The 18,294-nt window shown below is 74.2% G+C and carries 17 protein-coding genes; 6 read left to right on the forward strand and 11 right to left on the reverse strand.

The genetic code is table 11. The features are described from left to right. The coding region (locus ACFQ8Y_RS20835; RefSeq protein ID WP_430586628.1) for an SPFH domain-containing protein at positions 1 to 908 on the reverse strand (908 nt) is incomplete at its 3' end. 181 nt (positions 909 to 1,089) lie between these two features. Between ACFQ8Y_RS20835 and ACFQ8Y_RS20840 the strand changes: the two genes are divergently transcribed. Beyond that, on the forward strand, positions 1,090 to 1,734 hold the full coding sequence (locus ACFQ8Y_RS20840; RefSeq protein ID WP_430586629.1) for an NTP transferase domain-containing protein: 645 nt from the start codon (positions 1,090 to 1,092) through the stop codon (positions 1,732 to 1,734). 21 nt (positions 1,735 to 1,755) lie between these two features. On the opposite strand, the gene ACFQ8Y_RS20845 is transcribed toward ACFQ8Y_RS20840, so the two are convergent. The 5 genes from ACFQ8Y_RS20845 to ACFQ8Y_RS20865 all read right to left on the reverse strand — a co-directional run bounded on the left by ACFQ8Y_RS20845 (position 1,756) and on the right by ACFQ8Y_RS20865 (position 8,907). Next, a complete protein-coding gene (locus ACFQ8Y_RS20845; RefSeq protein WP_430586630.1) occupies positions 1,756 to 4,704 on the reverse strand; it encodes a molybdopterin-dependent oxidoreductase in 2,949 nt (982 codons plus the stop codon). Then, positions 4,701 to 5,555, reverse strand: coding sequence for an FAD binding domain-containing protein (locus tag ACFQ8Y_RS20850; RefSeq protein ID WP_430586631.1), 855 nt, complete (start codon positions 5,553 to 5,555; stop codon positions 4,701 to 4,703). The genes ACFQ8Y_RS20845 and ACFQ8Y_RS20850 overlap by 4 nt, the downstream gene beginning before the upstream one ends. Then, positions 5,546 to 6,775 carry an XdhC family protein gene (locus ACFQ8Y_RS20855; protein ID WP_430586632.1) on the reverse strand — a complete coding sequence of 410 codons (1,230 nt, stop codon included), beginning with the start codon at positions 6,773 to 6,775 and terminating at the stop codon, positions 5,546 to 5,548. Before ACFQ8Y_RS20855 ends, ACFQ8Y_RS20850 begins: the two co-directional genes overlap by 10 nt. Positions 6,776 to 6,837: 62 nt before the next feature. Further along, positions 6,838 to 8,328 carry an NCS2 family permease gene (locus ACFQ8Y_RS20860; RefSeq protein ID WP_430563899.1) on the reverse strand — a complete coding sequence of 497 codons (1,491 nt, stop codon included), beginning with the start codon at positions 8,326 to 8,328 and terminating at the stop codon, positions 6,838 to 6,840. 27 nt (positions 8,329 to 8,355) lie between these two features. Then, positions 8,356 to 8,907: a nucleoside deaminase gene (locus tag ACFQ8Y_RS20865; protein ID WP_430549580.1), complete on the reverse strand. Its 552-nt coding sequence runs from the start codon at positions 8,905 to 8,907 to the stop codon at positions 8,356 to 8,358. A gap of 451 nt (positions 8,908 to 9,358) precedes the next feature. On the opposite strand from ACFQ8Y_RS20865, the gene ACFQ8Y_RS20870 reads away from it, so the two are divergent. Then, positions 9,359 to 10,285: a sulfurtransferase gene (locus ACFQ8Y_RS20870; protein ID WP_430563898.1), complete on the forward strand. Its 927-nt coding sequence runs from the start codon at positions 9,359 to 9,361 to the stop codon at positions 10,283 to 10,285. 100 nt (positions 10,286 to 10,385) lie between these two features. Beyond that, positions 10,386 to 10,829 carry a SufE family protein gene (locus ACFQ8Y_RS20875; RefSeq protein ID WP_430549578.1) on the forward strand — a complete coding sequence of 148 codons (444 nt, stop codon included), beginning with the start codon at positions 10,386 to 10,388 and terminating at the stop codon, positions 10,827 to 10,829. Positions 10,830 to 10,845: 16 nt separating this feature from the next. Here ACFQ8Y_RS20875 and ACFQ8Y_RS20880 read toward each other — a convergent pair whose 3' ends face one another. Further along, entirely contained in the window at positions 10,846 to 11,235 is a 390-nt protein-coding gene (locus tag ACFQ8Y_RS20880; RefSeq protein ID WP_430586633.1) for a zf-TFIIB domain-containing protein, read from the reverse strand. 80 nt (positions 11,236 to 11,315) lie between these two features. On the opposite strand from ACFQ8Y_RS20880, the gene ACFQ8Y_RS20885 reads away from it, so the two are divergent. Continuing rightward, a complete protein-coding gene (locus ACFQ8Y_RS20885) occupies positions 11,316 to 11,702 on the forward strand; it encodes a universal stress protein (protein WP_430586634.1) in 387 nt (128 codons plus the stop codon). 24 nt (positions 11,703 to 11,726) lie between these two features. On the opposite strand, the gene ACFQ8Y_RS20890 is transcribed toward ACFQ8Y_RS20885, so the two are convergent. The 4 genes from ACFQ8Y_RS20890 to ACFQ8Y_RS20905 all read right to left on the reverse strand — a co-directional run bounded on the left by ACFQ8Y_RS20890 (position 11,727) and on the right by ACFQ8Y_RS20905 (position 16,067). Continuing rightward, entirely contained in the window at positions 11,727 to 13,103 is a 1,377-nt protein-coding gene (locus tag ACFQ8Y_RS20890; protein ID WP_430586635.1) for a DUF2235 domain-containing protein, read from the reverse strand. A gap of 103 nt (positions 13,104 to 13,206) precedes the next feature. Next, entirely contained in the window at positions 13,207 to 14,247 is a 1,041-nt protein-coding gene (locus tag ACFQ8Y_RS20895; protein WP_430586650.1) for an NAD(P)-dependent oxidoreductase, read from the reverse strand. Further along, the gene (locus tag ACFQ8Y_RS20900; RefSeq protein ID WP_430586636.1) at positions 14,204 to 15,253 is read right to left on the reverse strand and encodes a DUF2510 domain-containing protein; all 1,050 of its coding nucleotides are present in this window, start codon (positions 15,251 to 15,253) and stop codon (positions 14,204 to 14,206) included. Before ACFQ8Y_RS20900 ends, ACFQ8Y_RS20895 begins: the two co-directional genes overlap by 44 nt. A gap of 91 nt (positions 15,254 to 15,344) precedes the next feature. Next, positions 15,345 to 16,067, reverse strand: coding sequence for an FxLYD domain-containing protein (locus ACFQ8Y_RS20905; protein ID WP_430549572.1), 723 nt, complete (start codon positions 16,065 to 16,067; stop codon positions 15,345 to 15,347). Between the two features lie 215 nt (positions 16,068 to 16,282). Between ACFQ8Y_RS20905 and ACFQ8Y_RS20910 the strand changes: the two genes are divergently transcribed. Further along, entirely contained in the window at positions 16,283 to 17,569 is a 1,287-nt protein-coding gene (locus ACFQ8Y_RS20910) for a sensor histidine kinase (RefSeq protein WP_430549571.1), read from the forward strand. A gap of 51 nt (positions 17,570 to 17,620) precedes the next feature. Then, positions 17,621 to 18,292 (forward strand): response regulator, encoded by a 672-nt coding sequence (locus tag ACFQ8Y_RS20915; protein ID WP_430549570.1) that lies wholly within the window; start codon positions 17,621 to 17,623, stop codon positions 18,290 to 18,292. The last annotated feature ends 2 nt before the right edge of the window (positions 18,293 to 18,294 follow it).

Consider the following 18,294-nt stretch of genomic DNA (forward strand, 5'->3'; position numbering starts at 1 on the left):
GCCGCGGGCGGCGCGGGCGGCGCGGGCGGCGCCGACGGCGCCGACGGCGCCAGCGCCTGGGCCATCTGCTGCCCCATCGCCAGGCCCATCCCCACGCCTATCCCCGAGCCGAGGCCCTCGCCGGCCCCGCCCGGGTTGGCGGCGGCGGTCTCGATCGCCGTCGCCGCCTGGAACTTCGTGTACTGGTCCAGATCGCCGACGACGGCCATCCGGGTCCGCTTGTCGAGCGCCGCCTCGACCTCCGGCGGGAACGAGACGTTCTCGAGGACGAACCGCGGCACGGCGACGCCGTACTCCGTCAGGTCCTCGGAGAGCTGGTCCGCCAGGCGGCCGGCGATCTCGCGCTGGTTCGCGGCGAGGTCGATCACGGCGACGCCCGCCTCGGCCAGCGCCGGGCCGAGCCGGCCCACGACGAGGCTGCGGAAGTAGTCGCCGATCTCGTCCGTGCGGAACTGCGGGTCGGTGCCCACGAGCTGCCGCAGGAGCGCGGCGGGGTCCACCACCCGCAGCGCGTAGGTGCCGAAGGCGCGGACACGGACCGCCCCGAGCTCGGGGTCGCGCAGGATCACCGGGTTCTGCGTGCCCCAGGTGAGGTCCGTGAACTGGCGGGTCGCGACGAAGTAGACCTCCGCCTTGAACGGCGAGCTGAACCCGTGCTTCCAGCCCTGGAGTGTGGACAGGATCGGCAGGTTCTTCGTCTCCAGCGTGTACGTGCCCGGGCCGAAGACGTCGGCGAGGCGGCCCTCGCTGACGAACACCGCCGCCTGCCCCTCGCGCACGACCAGCCTGGCCTGGTTCTTGATCTCGTTGCCCTGGCGGGGGAAGCGCCAGACGATCGTGTCCCGGCTCTCGTCGAGGAACTCGACGATGTCGATCAGCTGTCCACGCAGCTTCTCCAAGAAGCTCATCCGGAATCCTTCGGTGTCGTGCGGGTCGGGGAAGTTCGAGTCGCGCGGCCGCTGGGCCGCGCTGAGCATAGCGGTGTCTGCCGCCGCCGATGACGGGGCCAAGTCCCGGCAAAATCCCCAGGTCGCCGCGGGTCGGCCCGGCGGCGCCCGAGCGCACCCGCCCGCGACCTATCCTGGCCGGGTGCCTGCCGCGCCCCCGCTCCCGGACCGGACCTCCGACGTCGCGGTGCTCCTCGCGGCCGGCGCGGGGACACGGCTGGGACGCGGCCCCAAGGCGCTCCTGCCCCATCGCGGCCGCCCGCTCGTCGAGCACGTCACGGCTGCCCTGCTCGCCGGCGGGTGCGACGCGGTCGTCGTCGTGCTCGGCGCGGGGGCGGAGCGCGTGCGTGCCGCGGCGTCGCTCGACGGCCCCGGGGTCCGCGTCGTGCTCAACCCCGGCTGGGCCACGGGCATGGCCTCGTCCCTGCGTGCCGGCGTCGCGGCCGCGCTGGAGCCGCGGGACGGCGTGCCGCCGGCACGGCTCGTCGTCGCGCACGTGGACCAGCCGGGCGTGACGTCCGACGACGTCGCGCGCCTGCTGGCCGCGCACCGCCCCGGCCGCGTCACCGCGTCGCGCTGGGCCGACGCTCCCGACCGGGACCGGCCGCGCTGGTCGCACCCGCTCGTCCTCGACGCCGCGCTCGCCGCGCCGGCCGCCGCGAGCGCCGTCGGCGACGCCGGGGCGCGCGCGTTCCTGCGCGCGCACGCCGACCTGATCGACGTCGTCACGCACCCCGGCGACGGGCGCGACGTCGACACCGAGGCCGACCTCGACCTGCTCGCCTGACCGTCCACGAGGCCCCGGCGGTCACGACGCCGCGGCCGCCTTGATGCCCAGGTAGACCTTGTCGCGCGCGAGCGGCAGCTCGGTGAACCGCACCCCGGTCGCAGCGCGCAGCGCGTTCGCGAGCGCCGGGGCGACGGGGTTGAACGGGCTCTCGCTCATGGACTTCGCCCCCATCGGCCCGGTGGAGTCCGAGGTCTCGGCGAAGTACACCTCGCTGCGCGGCACGTCCGCGAAGGTGGGCAGGTGGTACTGGCGGAAGATGTCGGTCGTGACGCGGCCCGTGTCGTCGATCACGACGTCCTCGTAGAGCGCGGCACCGAGCGCCTGGGCGATGCCGCCCTCCACCTGGCCGCGGCACTGGCGCGGGTTGACGACCTCCCCGGCGTCGGCGGCCTGGACGCTCTGCAGGATGCGGATCTCGCCGGTGCCGCGGTGCACGGCCACGCGGAAGCCGTGCACGTTGAACGCGACGGACCGCGGCGTGCCGCCCCAGCGTCCCTCGGCCTCGAGCCGCACGCCCGCGGCCCGGGCATGGCGCGCCACCTCGGCCAGCGGCACCACCGAGCCGCCGCCGTACTCGACCCCGCCGGGCACCAGCGTGCAGTCTGCCGACGGCGTGCCCGTGAGCGACGACGCCACCACCCGCACGCGCTCGGCGAGCTCGGTCGCCGCCGCGAGCGACGCCTTGCCCGCCACCACCGTGCCGGTGGACCCGAAGGCGCCGGTGTCGTGGTCGACCAGGTCGGTGTCGGACTGCCGGACGACGACGTCGGCCGCCCGCTGCCCCAGCGCGCTGGCCACGAGCTGCGCGTGCACGGTCGTGGTGCCGTTGCCGAACTCGGCGGTGCCGACCTCGGCCTCCACCACGCCGTCGGGGCGCAGCCGGGCGCGGGCGTGCGACACGTGGCCGCGCGGCGGCACGGTGTCGATCATCGACAGGGCGGTGCCCTCGCCGACGCCCCACTCCTTCCCCAGCCACGGCAGCGGGGACTCGGCCGGGTCGGCCGGGTCCGCGCCGTACGCCGCGACGTCGCGCGCGCGACCGCGGGCCAGCGCGTCGTCGGCCAGCTCGATGCACTGGTCGAGGCCGTAGCTGCCGTACAGCACGTCCTCCTCGGGCTCGGGCGCGGTGGACAGCATCGGCACGCCGGGGTGCACCACGTTGCGGCGCCGCAGCTCCAGCGGGTCCATGCCCAGCTGCCGGGCCAGCTCGTCCATCGCCGACTCGACCGCGAAGATCATCTGGCTCAGCCCGTATCCACGAAAGGCGCCTGCGGGCAGCGTGTGCGTGTAGACGCAGTGCGCGTCGACCTTCTTGTTCGCGCAGGAGTAGACGGCGATCGACTCGCCGCAGCCGTGGAACATCACGCCCGGCCCGTGGTTGCCGTACGCGCCCGTGTTGCTCAGCACGTCCAGGTGCAGCGCGGTCAGCGTCCCGTCGCGGCGCGCGCCGGCACGGACCTTGATGCGGAACGGGTGCCGCGTCGTCGTGCCGACGAACGTGTCCGTGCGCGTGAGCTCCAGCTGCACGGGGCGTCCGAGCTTCAGGGCCGCGAGCCCGGCGACGTCCTCGACGAGCACCTCCTGCTTGCCGCCGAAGCCTCCGCCCACGCGCTCGCACACCACGCGCACGCGGTCCATGGGCAGGTCCAGCACGCGCGCGAGGTGGCGGCGCGCGAGGAACGGCACCTGGGTGGAGGTCCGCACGACGAGGCGGCCGTCGTCGTCGAAGGACGCGATCGCGGCGTGCGTCTCGAGCGCCGCGTTCTGCACGCGCTGGGTGCGGTACATCGCCTCGTGCACGACGTCGGCCTCCGCGAGGCCCGCCTCGACGTCGCCCAGCTCGCTGTGCAGCTCGGCGACGACGTTGGCGCCCGGCCGCGACACGCGCGCGGTGACGGCGTCCAGGTCCGGGTGCACGAGCGGGGCCCCGGGCGCCATCGCCTGCTCCGGGTCGATCAGCGCGGGCAGCACGTCGTACTCGACGCGCAGCCGGCGCACGCCCTCCTCCGCCGCGGCCACCGAGTCCGCGACGACGGCGGCCACCCGCTGCCCGACGTGCCGCACGACGTCGTCGAGGACCCGGGTGTCGTCCGGGTCGTCGGTCCACAGCTCGTGCTGGGCCGTGCTGAACCGGGCGGACGGCGCGTCCTCGTGCGTGAGCACGGCCCGCACGCCGGGCACCGCCAGCGCGTCGGCCGTGTCGATCGACAGGATCCGCGCGTGCGCGTGCGGCGACCGCGCCAGCTTGAGGTGCAGCAGGCCCGGGTACGCCTCCGGGTCGACGTCGAGGGTGTAGCGCACCTGACCGGTCACCACGCCCCGGCTCGCGGGGGCGGGCTCCGAGGTGCCGAACGCAGTGCCCGACGCGGCGGAGCCGGTCGCCCGGTCCCCGACGCCGCGGGAGCGCTGCGGCGTCCACCCGTCGTGGGCGTGGTCGCAGGGCGCGGCCCCGGCCGGGTGGGCCGTGCCGCACGCGTCGTCGCCGAGCACCGCGTCGGCGACCGCCCGGTAGCCCGTGCACCGGCACAGGTTGCCCTTGAGGCTGCGGGGCAGGTTCGCGCGCTGGTCGTCGTCGAAGGTCGCGGCAGTCATGATCATGCCGGCGGTGCAGAAGCCGCACTGGAAGCCCTGCGCGTCGTGGAACCGCTGCTGCACCGGGTGCAGGCCCTCCGCGGTGGGCTCCTCGGCCGTGGCCGCGAGCCCGGCGATCGTGGTCACCTCGCGCCCGGCCGCGCGCCGCGCGGGGTACACGCAGCTGTGCACGGGCACCCCGTCGACGTGCACGGTGCACGCGCCGCAGTCGCCGCCGTCGCAGCCCTTCTTCACGCCGAGCGAGCCCTGCTCCCGCAGGAACGTGCGCAGGCACTGGCCGGCGCGCGGCACGGCGTCCACGTCGCGGCCGTCCACCCGGAGCACGGGCGAGGCGCCCGGGGAGAGGGTCGTGGGGCGGGTGGTCGCGTCGGTCATCGCCGGCCTCCGTCGGTCAGTTCGGCGCGGATCTCCTCCGCGAGCCGGTAGGTCATGTCACGACGCCAGGCCGGGAGGCCGTGGATGTCGTCGTGGTAGAGGTCGAACGGGATCGCGGCGTCGATCGCGGCGGCCAGCCCGACGGCGTCGGGGTGCGTGCCGGCGGGGAACTGCAGCCGGACCGGCCGGCGGGTCGACGCGGTCACGGTGATGACGAGCGCGCCGCCGTCATCGGGCGCGTCGAGCCGGCCGATCAGCAGCACGCCGGAGCGGCCGAGGTTCGACAGCGACAGCCGCCGGAAGGCGGTGCGGGCGCGCAGCGCGGCGGCCGGGAGCCGGATCGCGCGCAGCAGCTCGCCCGGTGCCAGGGTGTTGCGCATCTCGCCGGTGACCAGCTCGGCCACGGGCTCGGCGCGCCGCCCCCCGCCCGGCCCCCACACCTCGGCGACGCCGTCCAGGGCCGCGGTGAGCGACGTCATCGGCCCCGCGGGCAACGACGTCACGACGTTCCCGCCGACCGTCGACGTGTTCCAGATCTTGAACGACGCGACGAACGCGTCGCAGCACGGGCGCACGAGGGCGAGCGCGGGCCACGCGGCGCGCACCGGGGCCGACGCCGCGGCCCCAGGGAAGGCGTACAGCTCGGCGACCGTGCAGGTCGCGGCGATCTCCAGCCCGTCGTCGGTCACCGTGAGCGCCGGCCAGCCGGCGCTCGTGAGGTCGAGCAGGCGGCGCAGCGTCTGGCTGCCGTACGAGAACAGGACGGTGCCGCCCGCCAGCCACGCGTCGCCCTCGCGCCAGTCGGCGGGGTCGGTGGTGGGGACCAGGTCGGTGACGGTGTTCATGTCCACCGGGGACGCTCCTTGCTCCGGGTCGTGCCGGGGATGGTGCCGCGGGCCGCGTGCAGCGGCCCGTCCGTGCGGCTGAGAGGGACGGCGGCGTCCCGTCCGTAGCGCACCGCGACGAGCTCGGCGACGACCGACACGGCCACCTCCTCCGGCGTCACGGCGCCGAGGTCGAGCCCGATCGGCGAGCGCAGCCGCGCCAGCCGGTCAGGCGCGACGCCCTCGTCGCGCAGGGCCTGCAGCCGCTGGGTGTGCGAGCGGCGCGAGCCCATCGCCCCCACGTACGCGAGCGGCAGCCCGAGCGCGAGCCGCAGGGTCGGGACGTCGAACTTCACGTCGTGGGTGAGGACGGCGATCGCGGTGCGGGCGTCGAGCCGCCCGGCCGCGGCCTCGGCGGCGAGGTAGCGGTCCGGCCAGTCCACGACCACCTCGTCCGCCTGAGGGAACCGGCGGGGCGCGGCGAACACCTCGCGGGCGTCGACGAGCGTCACGCGGTACCCGAGCAGGTGCACGGCACGCACGAGCGCGCCCGCGAAGTCGTTGGCGCCGACGACGACGAAGCGCGGCGGCGGGAGCCGGGTCTCGACGAGCAGCGTCACGGGCTCCTCCGGGGCGCCGTCGTCGCACGCGCCGTCGGGCACGCCGGGCGCCGCATGGACGGTGGCGGCGCCACCCGCCCGCAGCACGGCCGCGACCTGGGCGGACACGGCCGGCAGCGCGCCGTCGTCGACCAGCCCCCGCAGCGAGCTGTCAGGGCCGGCGCCGGGCATACCGCCCTCTGGCCCTGACAGGTCCCGCAGGACGACGGCGGTCGGGCGCGCGACGTCGAGCCGGCGCACGAGCGCGGCGGAGTCGCCGCCGGCGGCAGCCAGGCGGGCGAGGGCGACGGCGGCGGGGTCGCCCTCGTCGCCGGGGCGCACGGGCTGCACGTGCACCTCGAGGCTGCCGCCGCACGTGAGCCCGACGGCGAACGCGTCGTCGTCGGAGTAGCCGAAGGTCTCGCGATGGCACTCGCCGACGGCGATCGCGTCGAGCGCGGCCGCGTGCACGGCCGCCTCGACGCAGCCGCCGGAGAGGCTGCCGATCACGGCGCCGTCGGCCCGCACGGCCATCGCGGTGCCCACCGGGCGCGGCACCGAGCCGGACGCGCCGACCACCGTCGCGACGGCGAACGGCTCCGCGCCGGGCTCGAGCCACTCGGCAAGCTGGTCAGCCAAGGTGAGCATGTCAGAGGTCCTCCCGGTCGGTCGGGCCTACCGGGTCACGGCAGGCCCGACCGACATCGTCGTCAGGCGCCGATCGCCGCCGAGAGCGGGCCGCGCACGAAGTACACGAGGAAGCCCGCGGCGACCACCCACAGCAGCGGGTGCACCTCGCGCGCCCTGCCGCAGGCGAACCGCAGCAGCACCCACGTGATGAAGCCGATCCCGATCCCGTTGGCGATGGAGTACGTCAACGGCATCGTCACGACCGTGAGGAAGACCGGCAGGGCGACGGAGAAGTCGCCCAGGTCGATCTCCTTGATCTCCCGCATCATCATCGCGCCGACCACCACGAGGGCGCCGCTGGCGACCTCGATCGGCACGACGGCGGTGAGGGGCGTGAGGAACATGGCGACCAGGAACAGGCCGCCCGTCACGACCGACGCCAGGCCGGTGCGGGCCCCCTCGCCGACGCCCGCCGCCGAGTCGACGAACACGGTGTTCGACGACGACGACGTCGCACCGCCGACGACGGCGCCCACGCCCTCGACGACCAGCGCCGACTTGATCCTCGGGAAGTTCCCGTCCTTGTCGGCCAGCCCGCCCTGCTTGGCGAGCCCCGTCATCGTGCCCATCGCGTCGAAGAAGTTCGTGAAGAACAGGGTGAACACGAGCATCGTGGCCGCGAGCGCCCCGATGCGGTCGAAGGCGCCGAAGCTGAACTGGCCCAGCAGGGACAGGTCCGGGACGGAGACCAGCGAGTCGGGCAGCGCGGGCACCGACAGGTGCCAGCCGCCCGGGTTGTCGTCGCCGGCCGGGCCCAGCTGGAGCACGGCCTCCACGACGATCGCCACGACCGTGGTCGCGACGAGCCCGATGAGCAGGCCGCCCTTGACCCTGCGCGCCACGAGGATCCCCATGAGCAGCAGCCCGAGGACGAAGATCATCGTCGGGACGGTCGTGATGGACCCCCCGTCGCCGAGCTGCACCGGCGGGCCGCCCTCGGTGGGGGTGACGAAGCCGGCGTCGACGAAGCCGATGAAGGCGATGAACAGGCCGATGCCCACGGTGATCGCGGCCTTGAGCTGGCGCGGGACGGCGTTGAAGATCGCCGACCGCGCGCCGGTGACGGCGAGCAGCACGATCAGCAGGCCGTTGATGAGCACCAGGCCCATGGCCTCGGGCCAGGTCACGTCGCCGATCACGGCCACGGCGAGGAACGAGTTGATCCCCAGCCCGGCCGCGAGCGCGAACGGCAGGTTCGCGACGAGTCCGAACAGGATGGTCAGCACGCCCGCGGCGAGGCCGGTGACGGCGCCCACCTGGGCCGTCGCGAGCCAGCCGCCCGCGACGTCGGTGGGGGCGTTCTCGGCGCTGGTGCCGCCGAGGATCAGGGGGTTGAGGATGACGATGTACGCCATCGCGAAGAAGGTCACCAGCCCGCCACGGATCTCGCGTCCCGTGGTGGATCCTCGCTCGGTGATCTTGAACAGCCGCTCCAGCACGCCGCGGCCGGCGCCGGTGGAGGGCGTCTTGTCGTTCTCGGCGGTGTCCCGCCGCGTTCCCAGGATGGTCACGTCCTTGTGTCCTTTCCGGCCCGCGCGTCAGTAGTCGACGCGGGTCTCGAGGACACGCCACGCGTCGAACGGCGCGACGGCGCTGCCGGTGCGCTCGTGGCGCACGGTCATCACCCCGCCGGCGGCCCGGGTCTCGGGCGCGGCGTGGAGCCGGGAGGCGAAGAAGTCGTAGAACACGGCGTCGTCGAACCCCGCGGCGGCCGCGTCGTGGCGGTCGGCGGCGAAGTAGACGGCGTCCACGCGCGCCCACAGGGCGGAGGCGAGGCACATGGGGCACGGCTCGCAGCTCGAGTAGAGGACGGCCCCCGACAGGTCGAACGTGCCGAGCTCGGCGCAGGCGCGCCGGATGGCGGTGACCTCCGCGTGCGCGGTGGGGTCGTTGTCCTGGGTGACGCGGTTATTGCCCTCGACGACGCGGCCGTCACGGGTGACGACGACGGCTCCGAAGGGGCCGCCCGCGTTCGCCACGCTGTCGACGGCCAGGGAGACGGCCTTCTCGAGGTGTGCTGCGGCCGGATGGACGGCCGGAGCGACGGCCGTGCCGGGTGCCTGGGTGTTGATCACGGCATTGCGGTCCATGGTGAGTCTCCACGGTTCGGGCAGCGGCCCCCGGGTGCTCGGGTCCGTCGGCCCTTCGAGGACCCGGTGGAGACCGGGCGCTCGGCGGGTCGCTGCAGGCGAGTTGTCCTTCATGCCGCCTGGTAGATAGCTGCCGGTGTCGGATCGATCTCGTCGATCACCGCGCGGGAGTCGACGTCGACGTCCGCACGGCCCGGGCCCGCCGTAGGCAACCGCGACGCTAACACTCGGTGACCGACGCCACAAGCGTTTTGGAATCACAATTCCGTATCGCGGGTGTTTCGTCGCGATGAACTCCGTCTCGCATCGTGGTCCCACATGATGGACACGGGCTGTCGCTGCTGGTGGTGCAGTTCCTAGAGTGTCCACAGAACCCGCGTGTCCCAGGCCCGAGTGGCCACGAACCACCGCGCCGGCCGGCGTCCGGTGTCGCCGCACAGATGGAGGAACCATGCCCGCACCCACCGACCCGACGCCGCGCCTCGCGGAGTACGCGCACCCCGAGCGCCTCGTGACGACGTCGTGGCTCGCCGAGAACCTCGACACCCCGGGCCTGGTGGTCGTGGAGTCCGACGAGGACGTCCTCCTCTACGAGACCGGCCACATCCCCGGCTCCGTGAAGATCGACTGGCACACCGACCTGCTGCAGCCCGTCGAGCGCGACTACCTCGACGGCGCCGGCTTCGCCGACCTGCTCGCGAGCCGCGGCATCTCCCGCGACACGACGATCGTGCTGTACGGCGACAAGAACAACTGGTGGGCCGCCTACACCGCCTGGGTCTTCACCCTGTTCGGCCACGAGGACGTCCGCCTGCTCGACGGCGGCCGCAACCTGTGGGTGGCCGAGGGCCGCGAGCTCACCACCGACGTGCCCTCCCCCGCCCGGGGCGAGTACCCCGTCGTCGAGCGCGACGACGCCACGTTCCGCGCCTTCAAGGAGGACGTGCTCGCCCATCTCGGCAACGGCCCGCTGGTCGACATCCGCTCCCCGCAGGAGTTCTCCGGCGAGCGTCTGCACATCCCGGACTACCCGGAGGAGGGCGTGCTGCGCGGCGGCCACATCCCGTCGGCCCGCAACGTCCCCTGGGCCACCGCGGTCGCCGAGGACGGCACCTACAAGCCGCGCGCGGAGCTCGAGGCGATCTACCAGGAGGGCGGCCTCGGCCTCACCGCCGGCGACTCGGTGATCACCTACTGCCGCATCGGCGAGCGCTCCAGCCACACCTGGTTCGCGCTGCGCTACCTGCTCGGCATCGACGACGTCCGCAACTACGACGGTTCCTGGACCGAGTGGGGCAACGCCGTGCGCGTGCCGATCGTCGCGGGCGCCGAGCCCGGCGAGGTCCCCTCGAGCGTCAGGCAGCAGCAGGCCGCCTGACGCACCGACCAGCCACGGCGCCGAGCTCGAGCCGGTCCGGACCCTTCCGCGGTCCGGACCGGCTCGACCGGTGTCCGGCCCCCTACGAGAGACTGGGTCCATGACCGACGCCGCCCCCCTGCCCGAGCCGCTCGCCGAGATCCGCGAGGAGTTCCTCGCCCTGCCCGAGCGCGACCGGCTTCAGCTCCTGCTCGAGTTCTCCCGCGAGCTGCCGGGCCTGCCCCCGCGGTACGAGAGCGCGCCCGGCCTGCTCGAGGCGGTGGAGGAGTGCCAGTCCCCCGTGCGCGCGTTCGCGGAGGTCGACGGCGACGTCGTGCACTTCTACGCGACCGCCCCGCAGGAGGCGCCCACCACGCGCGGGTTCGCGTCGATCCTCGCCCAGGGGCTGTCCGGGCTCTCGGCGCAGCAGGTGCTGGACGTCCCCGACGACTTCCCGCTGATGATCGGGCTCACCCGCGCCGTCAGCCCGCTGCGCCTCAACGGCATGGCGGGCATGCTCACCCGTGCCAAGCGGCAGGTGCGCGAGCAGCTCGCCGCCGCCTGACGGCCCTCGTCGAGGGTCAGAAGTCGAACAGGTCCCCGAGGAACGACTCCTTCTTCTTGCGCTTGCGGTAGCGGGGGTCGTACCCGCGGTCGTCGTACCGCTTGTCGTCGTAGCGGCGCTCGTCGTACCGCTTGTCGTCGTAGCGGCGCTCGTCGTAGCGCTTGTCGTCGTAGCGGCGGTCGTCGTAGCCGGGCGCCGGGTAGGCCGCACCGGCAGGCGCGGACGCCGGAGCGGGCGGGACGGGACCGCGCGCCTCGGCGGCGATCTCCGACTCCAGCGAGCGCTCGATGAGCTTGTCGAGCTCGCCGCGGTCGAGCCACACGCCCCTGCACTGCGGGCAGTAGTCGATCTCGATCCCCTTGCGCTCGGACATCACGAGGACGGTCTGGTCGTGCGGACACTGCATGATGCGCTGCTCCTTCGTCGGCTGGTGGGGTCAACGGCCCGGACCGGCGCGAGGTTCCCTCCGTGTGCGAGAGTGTGCGCATGACGGTGCTCGTGGCCTACAACCCGTCGCCCCACGGTGAGGCGGCCGTCCGGACCGCGGTCGCGGAGGCGTCCCGGCGAGGTCTCCCCCTGCACGTGGTCCACCTCGCACGGTCGGACGACCCCGCCGACGGCGACCCGCTCGACGGCCTCCTCGCCGAGGCGGCCGCGAGCGTCGAGGTCCAGCCGGTCACCCGCCGGCCCTCGGGCACCGAGCCCGCGGACGCGATCCTCGACGCCGCCGAGGCTTCCGGCGCGACGCTCGTCGTCCTCGGCTCCCGCAAGCGCTCCAACGCGGGCACGTTCCTCGTCGGGACGACGACGCAGCGGGTGCTGCTGGACTCCCCCGTCCCGGTGCTCGTCGTCAAGGACACCTACGACGAGTGACCGCACCGTCCTGAGCCGGCTCCGTCAGCGACCCGCGGGCAGGGCGCGAGGCTCCTGTGGGGTCGCGAGCTGCGGCGCGATGGCGTCGCTGCCGGGCAGCACGAAGGGGCGCAGGTCGCCGCGGGCGGCGTCCACCTGCTCGACGGGGACCCGTTCCACCCCTCCGGCCTCGGTGATCCACCAGCCGAGGTTGGGGGCGAGGGCGGCGTAGCCGTCGCGCAGCACGTGCCGCAGCACCGTGTCCGCCAGGCGCACACCGTCGCGCCAGGCCCCCACGACCTCCGCGGTCACGACGTCCGGGGCCGGAGCACCGGTGGTGAGCTCCGCCGGGGACGACGTCGCGGCCGGCAGCGCGAGCACCCGCAGGCCCCTGCGGAAGACGAGGCGGCCGTCGACCGTCGCGTAGCGCGGCCGCACACGGGTGAACATGTTGAGGATGCGGAAGGGCCACGGGGGCGCCTGGTCCAGGACCAGGGCGGCTCGCGGGGTGAGCTGGCGCGCGAGCCGGTGCTCGTCGAACTGCACGCCGACGCCACGCATCTCGGCGGCCATCCACTGCAGCGCGACGTCCGACAGGCCGCAGCGAGCGCCACCGCCGCCGACGTCGCCGTGGGTGCCGGGGAACCACACCTGCTGCACCCGGTCGGGCGGGTCGCCGTCGGGCACGGTCCACAGGCACGGCGCGAAGGTCAGCCGGCGCTCGTCGATCGCGAGCGCCTGCCGCGCGGTGAGGACCGCGGGCGAGAGGGAGACGTCGTGGAAGCGGTTCTTGCGCCGTGACGGGCCCGGGACCCCGAGCGCGCCGACCGTGTCGAAGACGCCCAGGAAGCGGACGGGGACCTCGATCCCGTGCTCCGCACGGAACGCCCGCTTCTCGGCGCGGACCTCCTCGCCCCGCCGCAGCAGGGCCTCCGCCCGGCGCCGGCGCCACGACCCGGGCCGGGTGCGGGCCACGGTGCGCTCGGCCCGCGCGACGCGGCGCGCCGTCGGCGGCCTGAGGCGGTAGACGCGCTCCGCCTCGCACAGCAGCCCGTCGTCCTGGGCCTCCACGGTCAGCAGGCCCACCTGCGACAGCATCCCCACGACGCTGCGCGCCGTGTACGCCCCGCGGGAGTAGCCGAGCACCACGATCTCGTCACCGGGCTCGTAGTTCATGGTCAGGAATCGGTAGCCGTCCACCACGTTGCGGGTGAACCCGTACCCGAACGCGCCGCCGAGCAGCTGGTCCACCAGGTAGCCGCGGGCGCCGACGCCCGCCACGTACCCGACGACCTGCTCGACGTCCGGGTCCGCGCTCCCGCCGGAGCGCAGCACGGAGCGCGCGATCTTCTCGATGTTGGACACCTGCGAGTTCACGGCGTGGTTCCACGTCCCGTCGCAGCACAGCACCAGTCGCTTCATGGTCGTCCCCTCCATGTACCTCGGAGGGTGCCAGCGCGGCGCTGATACGACGAGCGTTCACGCCGTCGTGCAAGGTCCCCGACCGGCGGCGTCGTGGGCAGGCTCAGACGACGACGCGGATGACGGCGCTGTGGTCCAGCTCCGCGTCGCCGCGGTCGACCATCCGCTGGTACCGGTCGCGGGCGACCGCCGTCAGCGACGTGTCGACGCCGAGCTGCTGCCCCACCGCGAGGCCGAATTCGAGGTCCTTGAGCTGGGTGCGGCACGCGGCGCCGTCCGCGTAGTCGCCCGAGAGGTAGCGCCGCGACTTGTCCATGAGCACCTGCGAGCCGGCCAGCCCGGCGCCCAGCACCTCCAGCACGGTGGCGAGGTCCAGGCCACCGGCCTGGGCGATGGCGACCGCCTCGGCCAGTGCGTTGAGCGTGCCGCCCACGACGATCTGGTTGCACGTCTTGGTGAGCGAGCCCGCGCCCACCGGCCCGAGGTGGCGCACCGTCGAGCCCATCGCGTCCAGCACCGGCCGGACCGCGGCGAGGTCGCCGTCCGCGCCGCCCGCCATGATGCTCAGGCTGCCCGCCACCGCGCCCTCGACGCCGCCGCTCACGGGCGCGTCCACCAGGCGGATCCCGTCGGCCGCGAGCTGCTCCGCCCACGCGAGGATCGCGACCGGGCTCACCGTGCTCATCACCACCAGTACCGGGTCCGCCACCCCGGCCGCGCGCCACCCCGCCCGCAGCCCGTCCGGGCGGTCGACGACGTCCCGCACCTGCGGCAGGTCCGGCAGCATCACGACGACCACCGGCCGAGCCGTCTCAGCCGGCGTCGCCGCGACCGTCGCGCGCGGCTCACCCTCGGCGACCGCCTGCGCCTTCGCCGGAGTACGGTTCCACAGCGCGACGTCGAACCCCGCCGCCAGCAGGTTCCGCGCCATCGGCGCCCCCATCGGTCCCGTGCCGACGAACCCGATCGACGTGCCCTGCATCCTCTGACCTCCGAGCGATGAACACCACGACGCCGGGCGGCGGTCCGTGCCCCTGCACCCTAACGAAGCCGGCCCGCCCGGCCGCGAGGCGTCCGGTCGGGCGGTCGAGGACGGGTCCTCAGCGTGCGTCGACCGCGGAGAACCGCATGAGGAACTGCGGATCGACCCCGCTGAAGTACTGGGTCACGTTCGTCGTCTGCACGCAGGCGTCGTCGTCGCGCACGAACTCACCCGAGAAGGTCACCGTGTCGCCCTCCTGCAGTGCGACGAGGTTGTCGAACATCGACGAACCCGGTGCGATGAGCGTGTCGTCGAAGGCATCGGAGAGCGCGTTGTTCCACGTGTGCACCGTCACGTGCGGCGCCACCTCGATCTCCACCCACGCCTTGCCCTCGCCGTTCGCGCCGACGTCCGCGACGACACCCGTCCAGCCGTCGGCGGTCGAGCCGACCTCGCTGCAGATCTTCTCGTTCCGCTTGCGGATCGCCTCGGACTGCTGGAGGTCGGTGTCCGCCTCGTCGAAGGTGCCGAACCCGTCCGTGACGATCGCGACGAACTCGCGCTCCGACCGGGGCTGCTTGCCGTACGTCGCGGTGTCCTCGGACCCCTTGGACTCGCTCTTCTGCTGCTCGTCGCTCTCGGACGTGCTCGACCGCGGCGCGTCGGACGCTCCGCCGGCGGCCTCGTCCTCCGGGTCCGTCGGCACCATCTCCGACGGCTCCGGGTCCGACGGCTCCGGGTCCGACGCCGCACCAGGCGTGCCCTCGTCCGTCGTCGAACCGGACTCGACCGCCGGAGCGGGGTCGTCGTTCCCGCCGACCAACGACGCCATCAAGGCCACCCCGAGGACGAGGGAGACCGACGACAGCACCGTGGCGCTGACGACCTTCCAGGTCCGCAGGTTCCTGGTGAGGGAGACGATCGACCAGGCGAGGGCACCGGCCGCCAGCAGGAGGCCCAGGACCGGGATCCAGAAGAACACGAGGGACGCGATCGCGAGGACGAACACGCCCGTGCCCAGCACGACGGCAGGGTGGGTCGGGATCCCCTGCGCCGGCGCGCCCGCGGCTGCCGCGGACGGACCCCACGAACGTCCGTCCCACCACCGGGACGACTGCGGGTTCTGCGGGTCGGGGTACCAGCCAGGGGGCGGCGTCGGGTTGCTCACGTGAGTTCCTTCGTCAGGGAGTAGGAGGTCGGGCCCGGGCCGTGGAGCGCAGCAGCCGACGGCTCGGGCCCGGATCAGGAGAGAACGAGGATCAGGCTGCGGTCGCCTCGACGACCTCGAAGGTCGCGGACTTCATCGCGTCCAGGTCGCCCTGCTCGACGAACTGGAAGAGGTCGACCTTCTCGGACTGACCGGCAGCCAGCTCGTTCGAGTAGGCGATGTCCTGGGCGACCCGGTTGCCCGACTCGTCCAGCGCGTCGACCGTCACCATGAAGCTCTGGGTCTCGTCCGACGTGTTGGTGAGGGTGACCGGCAGCTCGGTCGTGACCAGGCCGTACTCGTCCTCGTCGGCCGTGAAGTCGCCGATCTCGACCGAGACGTCCTCCGCGAGGACCTGCTCCGTGGCGTCACCCGTCATCTTGTCCAGGTCGGCGGACGCGTCGTCCAGCGTCTCGATCGCGGCGTCGGCGGCCGAGCTGTACAGCGCGGCCGACACTCCGCCGCCGACCCCGCCGAGGACGGCGAGGACGATGCCGGCGATCGCCAGGCCCTTCCGGGGTGCTCCCTTGCGGGTCTTGACCAGCCCGATCACGGCGAGGACCAGGCCCACCACGGCAAGCACGATCGCGAACGCGTTGACGATCGGGACGAGGCACAGCAGGAAGCCGAGGAGGGCCAGCACGAACCCGGTGACCGCCAGGGCGTTGCCGCGGCGCGGCGCCTGCGGTGCCGGATACCCCGGCGCGGGCTGAGAGGGCGCGCCGGCGGCGGGGGGAACGGGTGCGTCCTGTGCGGGCGGGATGGTCTGGGACATGGGTGCTCCTCGGTGCGACATGGAATGCGGTGAACGTGCGCCCGTCGCCCCCACGGGCGGTCGGACGATCTGCCGTCCTCCACGATCCGCCCCACCCGGGCCGGGACACATCGGCCGACCGGTCATCGCCGGGTGCCCGACCGGGCAGCCCTCGTGCGGCCGGACGTGCCCGACCGGCGGACGCACGAAGCCGCGTCCCGCCGTACTGTCGACGCATGTTCGCTCGAGCGACTGCCGCTCCGGGCGGCGGCGACGACGCCCCCGCCGGGCGGGCCACCGTGCTGCGCTGGGCGTCGGTGGCCGGGACGGTGGTCGCCGTCGCGGTGTCGGCGGCCAGCTCGCTGGTGGCGGTGGGGTTCGCGTCGCACGCGGCCGCTCCGACGGGCTCGCTGCACCCGGCGCTGTACGTGGTGACCGCGCTGGTCGGTCTCGTCCTCGCGGGTCTGCTCTGTCTGCGACAGCGGTTCCCCCTCGCGCTCTGCCTCACGGCGTCGACCTGCTCGATCCTGCTCCCCCTGGACGCGTCGGCGGCGCTCCTCGCCCTCCCCTGGGTGCTGGCCACCCGGACGGTCCGGGCGTGCCTCGCGGCGGTCGGCGCGACGACGGCGGCGACCGCGGCCGCCCTTGTCCGCGACGCGCTGCGCGACCACGCCGCCCAGGTGCTGGTGACCGTCGACGAGCGGACCCGCGTCCTGTCGACCGACCCGACCGCGGCGGCCTACGTCGTGGTCGGTCTCGGCCTGCTGGGCGTCTCCGTGGCGGCCGGGCTCGTCCGCCGGGCGCAGCTGGTCGCGGAGCGCGCCCGCGACGAGCAGCAGGCGGCGGCCGCCGCGACCGCCGTCCTCCGCGACCAGGTGCGACGCCAGGACGAGCGGCGCCTCATCGCGCGCGAGGTGCACGACACCGTGGCGCACCACGTCGCGGAGATCTCGCTGCAGGCGTCGGCCCTCGAGGTCACGAGCACCCACGACCCGGAGGCCGCGCTGGCCGCACGCGAGATGCGCGCCTCGGCCCAGCAGGCCATCCGTGAGCTGCGCTCGCTGGTGACCACCCTGCGCTCGGGCGACACCGTGACCGGGTTCCCCGGCGCGACCCTCGACGACCTGCTCCCCCTGGTCGACCGGATGACCGACGACAACCCACGGACCACCGCGCAGGTGTCCGTCACCGGCGGGCAGGACGCAGCACCCGAGCTGGTGCGCGCCACGTTCCGGGTGGTGCAGGAGGCCGTGACCAACGCCCGCAAGCACGCGCCCGGCGAACCGGTCGACATCCGCGTCGACGCCTCCCCCGCGCTCGGGGTGGACATCACGGTGCGCAACCCGCTGCAGGGCCCCACCGGGACCGACACCGCCCGCGGGCCGACCGTCCCCGGTACCGGCTCCGGTCTGCTCGGCATGCACGAGCGCGCCGACGCCGTCGGGGGGACGCTGTCCGCCGGGCGCGCGGACGGGGCGTTCGTGGTGCGCGCCCGCCTGCCGTGGGTCACGCGCGCGACGTGACCAGGGCGTTCCCCCGGCGAGGGCGTGCGCCTCGGGCTACGATTCGCCGGGATGAAGGTCCGCGTCCTTGTCGTCGACGACGATCCGATGGTGCGGCGGCTCCTGACCACGGTGCTGACCGCGCAGGGCATCGATGTCGTCGGCGAGGCGGCGGACGGCGACGAGGTCGTCACCGCCGTCGCCGCGTGCCGCCCCGAGGTCGTCCTCATGGACCTGCACATGCGCCGGACCGGCGGCCTCGACGCGATCCGTGAGCTGCGGCGTCGGCACGAGCCCCCCGCCGTCATCGCGCTCACGTCGTTCGGCACCGACGAGACGGTGGTCGCCGCGCTGGCCGCAGGCGCGCAGGGCTTCCTCGGCAAGGACGACGACCCCGAGCACATCGCGGCCCACGTGCGCGAGGTCGCGGCCGGCTCCGGCGCGCTGGACCACGCCTCCGCGGGCGCGGTCATCCGGCACCTGAGCGGCAGCCGCCGCCTCGACAGCCGTCGCGACGAGGCCCGCCGTGCCCTCGACGCCCTCACGGTCCGGGAGCAGGAGATCTCGTCGTTCCTGCCGCACGGCCTGTCGAACCGGGAGATCGGCGAGCGGCTCTACCTCTCCGAGTCGACGGTCAAGGCCCACCTCGGGCGCGCGATGGCCAAGCTGGACCTCACCGCGCGCGAGCAGCTCGCCGTCCTCGTCGACCGGGCCGGAGCCGCCGCACCACCGCTGGGCGGCTGACG

The organism is Isoptericola sp. NPDC056605, assembly GCF_042792795.1.
Taxonomy (GTDB): Bacteria; Actinomycetota; Actinomycetes; order Actinomycetales; family Cellulomonadaceae; genus Isoptericola.